The sequence below is a fragment of the Rhodopirellula sp. UBA1907 genome (genome assembly GCF_002337565.1).
Classification (GTDB): Bacteria; Planctomycetota; Planctomycetia; order Pirellulales; family Pirellulaceae; genus Rhodopirellula; species Rhodopirellula europaea.
In genome coordinates this window covers 14,494-20,627 of sequence record NZ_DDGH01000023.1, presented here as the reverse complement: position 1 = coordinate 20,627, position 6,134 = coordinate 14,494, and the positions used below count along the sequence as shown (strand labels likewise).

Here is a 6,134-nt window from a genome sequence, read left to right as displayed (position 1 = left end):
ACCTTCGGCGACCAACCCCGATGCACCTGCCAACCAAACAGCAGAACCGGATCGGCCGACTGATTATACGCCCTGGTCGAGCTGTTGTTGACGCATCCGTCGACGTTTTCGTTGTTCGTCGGTCACTTCCGCGGCACAACGCGAACAAGCCACGCCACGTTCGTAATCGGAATGCTGCTTCATTTCCGGGGTCAATGGCCATCCACATCCGTGGCACAACTCATACTCCCCGGCCTGCAATTGGTGATCGACCGCGACGCGATTGTCGAACACAAAACAATCGCCCTGCCAACGAGATTCCTCTTCGGGCATCTTTTCCAAATAATTCAGAATCCCGCCGCGCAGGTGGTACACCTCTTCGAATCCGCGTTCCTTCAGATATGCGGTCGACTTTTCGCACCGGATCCCCCCGGTACAAAACATCGCGACTTTGGGGTGCTTCTGTGGGTCCAAGCTCTCTTCGACAAACTTGGGGAATTCGCGAAAGGATTCCGTGTGAGGGTTGACGGCACCCTCGAACGTACCGATCTCGATTTCGTAATCGTTTCGCGTATCGATCAGCGTGACATCGGGATCATCGACCAACGCATTCCAATCCTGGGGCTCGATGTAGGTGCCAACCGATCGCAGCGGATCGATGCTCGACACGCCCATCGTCACGATCTCGCGTTTAAGCCGAACCTTGGTTTTGCGAAACGGGATCTCTTCGCAGTACGACCATTTGACATCCATTCCTCGAAAAGGAGTGGCATTGTCATCAAGCTCCATCGACCGAAGCCAGTCGATAAACGGCTCCATCAACTCACAAGGTCCCGCGATCGTTCCGTTGATGCCTTCACCGGCCAGCAACAACGAGCCACGAATGCCGTCGTCCGACATTCGCTGACGGAACGGCTCCCGCAGCGATTCAAATTGCGGCAATGGAGTGAAGCAATACAGTGCCGCGACGGCCACCGGTAAATCAGCGGCACCAGCCTCGGCGGGCAATTCGGCTGGAACGGAAGAAGCGTGTGATTCGGTCATGGCCGAAAACTTACCAATTCATTTGACCCATTGCAGCCAAGCATCCACGTAAGCAATCGGAGTCATGTTCATCCCCGCCTGAAACGCTTGCGGGAATGGCTGGCCCGATTGCAGATTTCGCAGCACGGCGTCAAAGCCCCGTCGATTCTGCCGAGACAGCAAGGACTCCGCGATCGCAACCGCCATCCGGTCAGCTCGCTCGGGCGGCAACTTTCCATTGAGGAAATCCTTGCCTGACTTCAAGCTGCCCACCGCGGTGACCAGTTCGGCCTGCCGTCGCATATTCGCATTTCGATCGCGTTTGGACTCGCCACCCGAAATCGCGGTCCCGAGTCCTTGAGCAAACCATCGCGGCACGCCTTCACCGCGGCTGACCACCGCAAGGCTGGCAACCGGAGCCACAACCCGCCCGGCAATTTCTTCTTCGCTCGCTCGTTCCGATGCGACGACCGCGACGTAAGCACGGATGCCGTCGTACTTCCAATGAGACTGCCACTCGGCGGGCACGCTACGGCCCTCGACCATTTTCGCAAACTCGCTGTAGTCATACCGCTTTGGCAAAACATAGATTGAAGCTTTGCCATGGAAGAAATCCTCCGGCGATCCATCGGCTTTGGGCAAAAACTTGCGAGCCTGTTGGAGAGCGGCTTCTGCCGACTCCGCTACCGTTTCGAGCGTCGCTGGCGAGACTTCCCCCCAAACTGCGAAGTGGTCGCTTTGGTGATTTTGCAATCGATTGACATCAGCCCCCGCCAACCGGAATTCATCTTCCGCAATCTCCGCTCGCCGCTGACTGACCTCGGAGGATGCCGCTGCGGACAACCAAGCCTGAGCGGTGACAACCTTCATCGGCGTTTGCACGAGAGCTTCATCCACCTTGGCACCTTCGCTGATCCACGTCGAAATCAGTTGGATGTCGTTGTCAGAAAGAGGCGGACGTCCACCTGCGGGCATTCGATCGCCAGCGCTGCCGCGAAGTTTCTGAACGAGCAGGCTTGCTTCGCCGTCACCAGGTTTCATCACGGATCCGCTGTCGCCGCCTCGAAGCATTTGAGCGAGCGTGTCCATTCGTAAACCGCCGCGAGTCTGCATCGCGTCCAAGTGACACCCGGTACAGTTCTCCACCAACAGCGGTGCCACGTCCTTCGAGAACGAAACGGTTTCATTGCCGGTTGGCTTGCCGACCATCGTCGGCTGATCGGGTTCTGGTGTCGCTGGCGTGTCGGGAGTTGCCTCGCCGCTTTTCAAGCTGGTCAGCATCGCGGTGGGATCAGGGCCATCAAACTTGGCACCTTGCGTGACCCACTGCTTCAACGTGTCCAATTGTTCCTTGCTGACTTTTCCACCGCCACGAGGCATGTCGCCGGTTTCGATCGTTTCAATCAATCGACTGGCAATCACATCACCGGGAAAAACCACGACTCCCTCGGGGGGCCCTTCCATCAACTTGGCAAACGTCGGCATCGCGAATCCACCTTTGCTGCCGCGAATGTGACAACTGCCACATTTATCGACCAAGATCGGTGCGACCTCCGAGACAAAACTGACGCCATCGGTACTGGGCTGGCCCGACGGATCCGACGATGATTCGGCCATTGGCTCGGTCGTCGCCTTGGGTCGTTCCGGAATTCGGAATGGCGGCAGCGTGACTCCTTCCAGTTCCAGCATCGCGCGAGCGTTGACGATTCGGCGCATCATCGGCAGCAATGCATCGTGCAGGTCGGATGACTCGGCATTGCCGGCCACTTCGATCTGCTTGATCGCTTTACGAAGAGCATCACCGGACGTCTCGTAGTCGCCACCGGCATACGCGGCACCGGCTCGCTTCACCTGCCTATCGACCGACTGAACAATCGTTCGCGATCTCGCATCCAGCGGTTTGGCGACCGTTCGCGGATTGGTTTCTTGCCCAACGGCCGGAGCGATTCCACCGGAAAAGGACACCAGTGCCGTCCCAGCTAGCAACGTCACCGCCGCGAAAACGCGGAGGGCTGGGCGGCGAACGTTCCACTTTGAAACGATCGAAATCCCCTTTGAAACGACCTGAATCATCGTCACCAACATCTTTGTTCGAGTATCTGCCAATCACTCCATCATAGACCACAAACGCAGTTCTTCCCGAAAAAGACTCACTCGCCGTGCGGTCGTTGCCTCAACGAACACTCGCAACCGGCATCACGCCGCCCTCGCCATCCGGGCCTCCCCTGCCCTGCTCCGCCGCAATCTTCGCACTCGAACGCGACTGCCGGCTCGCTTGGCCCTTCCCCGTTTCCCCCTTGCTCTTTTACACTGCCGCATTGGCCTTTCCCGCAATATCCGGCAAGAACACGATGACCTCTTCTGCGAACACCACCTCGCCCGCCATCGCTGAAACCACTTGGCTGACCGACCAACGCATCTTGGTCCTCGATTTTGGATCGCAATACGCGCAACTGATCGCCCGCCGCGTTCGCGAACAAAATGTGTATTGCCAAATCGTTCGCCATGACATCTCCGCCGAACGCATCGCCGAACTGGCCCCCAAAGGCATCATCCTCTCGGGCGGCCCCAACAGCGTTTACGAAGAAGGTGCCCCGAAGTGCGACGAAGGATTGTTCGACCTGGGTATCCCCGTCCTCGGTATCTGCTACGGGATGCAGCTCGCCTGCCAAGCCCTCGGCGGCAAAGTCGACAACACACCCAGCCGCGAGTACGGCCGAGCGATGTGCGACTTCGTCGATCGCGATTCAATCTTCCGCGGCATGCAAGAATCCGAACAAGTCTGGATGAGCCACGGTGACCAGGTCTCACAGATCGCCGATCAGTTCACCGCGATGGCCAAGACATCGACTTGCCCCTACGCCGCGATTCGCCACAACGAACGTCCCGTGTTTGGAATGCAATTCCACCCGGAAGTCACGCACACGCCACACGGTGGCCAAATCCTTCGCAACTTTGTCATCGACGTCTGCGGTTGCGATGGCAGTTGGAAACTCGGCGACTTCGCCGATGCAGCAATCGAATCCATTCGAAAACAAGTCGGCGACAAACGCGTCATCTGCGGCCTGTCCGGCGGAGTCGACTCATCGGTCGTCGCCGCGTTGCTCTACAAAGCCATCGGGCCACAACTCTCTTGCATCTTGGTCGACAACGGTCTGCTTCGTAAGAACGAACAACAGATCGTCTTGGAAGAGTTCAGCAACCACTTCAAGACCGACCTGCACGTCGTCGAAGCCGAAGACCGATTCCTGGCCGACTTGGCGGGCATCGATGAACCACAAGAGAAACGTCGCCGCATCGGCCACGCCTTCATCGAATGCTTCAAAGACGAAGCCGCGAGAATCGAAGACGCTCACTTCTTGGCTCAAGGAACGCTGTACCCCGACGTGATCGAAAGCGGTGCCGACAAAGACGGCCCGGCCGCCACGATCAAGCTGCACCACAATGTCGGCGGACTTCCTGAAGAATTGGGGTTTGAATTGATCGAACCTCTGCGAGACTTATTCAAAGACGAAGTGCGTCGCCTTGGTTTGGAACTGGGCCTGCCCGAACAACTCGTTTGGCGTCACCCTTTCCCCGGCCCCGGATTGGCCGTGCGTTGCCTGGGTGAAATCACCCGAGACAAACTGGCGGTGCTTCGAGAAGCCGATGCGATCGTGGTCGAAGAAATCGAAAACGCGGGACTGTACCGAGACACCAGCCAAGCGTTCGCGGTTTTGCTGCCGGTGCAAAGCGTCGGTGTGATGGGCGATGCCCGCACTTACGACAACGCCGTCGCGGTTCGCTGCGTCAACACAGACGACTTCATGACCGCGGACTGGAGTCACCTGCCCTACGAACTGCTGGCTCGCATCAGCACCCGAATCATCAACGAAGTCAAAGGCGTCAACCGAGTCTGCTACGACATCAGCAGCAAACCGCCAGCGACGATCGAATGGGAGTGATGCCCGCCACGGCATCCACTCGCATTTCATTCACTTTGCAATTCAAACAACTGCAACCGTATTCTCCGCCTCCACCTTCAGCCCTCCAAGCGAAAACATGGCCGGTCAATTCATCTACCAAATCATCGACCTGACCAAAAAACACGGTCAACGCAAGATCCTTGAGAACGTCAACCTCGCCTTTTACCCCGGTGCAAAGATCGGTGTGCTCGGCCCCAACGGTGCCGGCAAATCCACCCTGCTGAAAATCATGGCGGGCATGGACACCGAGTTCGAAGGCACCGCCCGATTGGGCAAAGGCTTCACGGTCGGCTACCTCGAACAAGAGCCACCACTCGATCCGACCAAGACCGTTTTTGAAAACGTTCAAGAAGCCGTCGCGGAACGCCAAGCCATCGTGGACCGCTACAACGAGATCAGCGGTTTGCTCGGTGAAGTCACCGACGACGACGAAATGCAAAAACTCTGCGACGAGATGGCGACGTTGCAAGACATCATCGACGCCAACAACCTTTGGGAACTCGATCGCTTCGTCGAAATGTCGATGGCGGTCATGAACTTGCCACCCAAAGATGCTGAGATCACCAACCTGTCTGGTGGCGAAAAACGCCGCGTCGCACTTTGCCAGTTGCTCATTCGCCAACCCGACTTGCTGCTGCTCGACGAACCGACCAACCACCTCGATGCCGAATCCGTTTCGTGGTTGGAACAACACTTGGCCAACTACCAAGGCACCGTTGTGGCCGTCACCCACGATCGTTACTTCCTGGACAACGTGGCCCAGTGGATCCTCGAAGTCGATCGCGGCCGCGGCATCCCGTTCGAAGGCAACTACAGCGCGTGGTTGGAAAACCGCGCCAAACGAATGGCTTTGGAAGAACGCCAACAAAAGGCTCGCGAAAAGAACTTGGCTCGCGAATTGGAATGGATCCGGATGAGCCCCAAGGCTCGCCAAGCCAAATCGAAGGCCCGGATCAAATCCTACGAACAAATGTCGGCCGAACAGTTCGAGGATCGTCCCGACGATTTGGAAATCCAAATCCCATCGGGCAAACACCTCGGCTCGTTGGTCATCGAAGCTCAACACGTCAACAAAGCTTTTGGCGAAAAGACACTGATGACCGACATGAACTTCCGTTTGCCGCCCGGCGGGATCGTCGGCATCATCGGCCCCAACGGTGCGGGCAA

General features: G+C 57.5%; 4 protein-coding genes. 2 read left to right on the top strand and 2 right to left on the bottom strand.

Annotated elements, in window-relative coordinates; translation table 11 throughout:
• Positions 1 to 63 precede the first annotated feature (63 nt).
• Both B2R17_RS05160 and B2R17_RS05155 read right to left on the bottom strand, forming a co-directional pair.
• On the bottom strand, positions 64 to 1,023 hold the full coding sequence (locus B2R17_RS05160; protein WP_286763126.1) for a rhodanese-related sulfurtransferase: 960 nt from the start codon (positions 1,021 to 1,023) through the stop codon (positions 64 to 66).
• 18 nt (positions 1,024 to 1,041) lie between these two features.
• Positions 1,042 to 3,108 (bottom strand): c-type cytochrome domain-containing protein, encoded by a 2,067-nt coding sequence (locus B2R17_RS05155; protein WP_286763125.1) that lies wholly within the window; start codon positions 3,106 to 3,108, stop codon positions 1,042 to 1,044.
• A gap of 245 nt (positions 3,109 to 3,353) precedes the next feature.
• Here B2R17_RS05155 and guaA point away from each other — a divergent pair, with 245 nt between their 5' ends.
• Together guaA and B2R17_RS05145 are read left to right on the top strand one after the other, a co-directional pair.
• Entirely contained in the window at positions 3,354 to 4,946 is a 1,593-nt protein-coding gene (guaA, locus tag B2R17_RS05150) for a glutamine-hydrolyzing GMP synthase (protein ID WP_051073327.1), read from the top strand.
• A 97-nt stretch (positions 4,947 to 5,043) separates the two neighbouring features.
• Positions 5,044 to 6,134 (top strand): ATP-binding cassette domain-containing protein (locus B2R17_RS05145; RefSeq protein WP_286763124.1); only part of this gene is annotated, 1,091 nt, incomplete at its 3' end.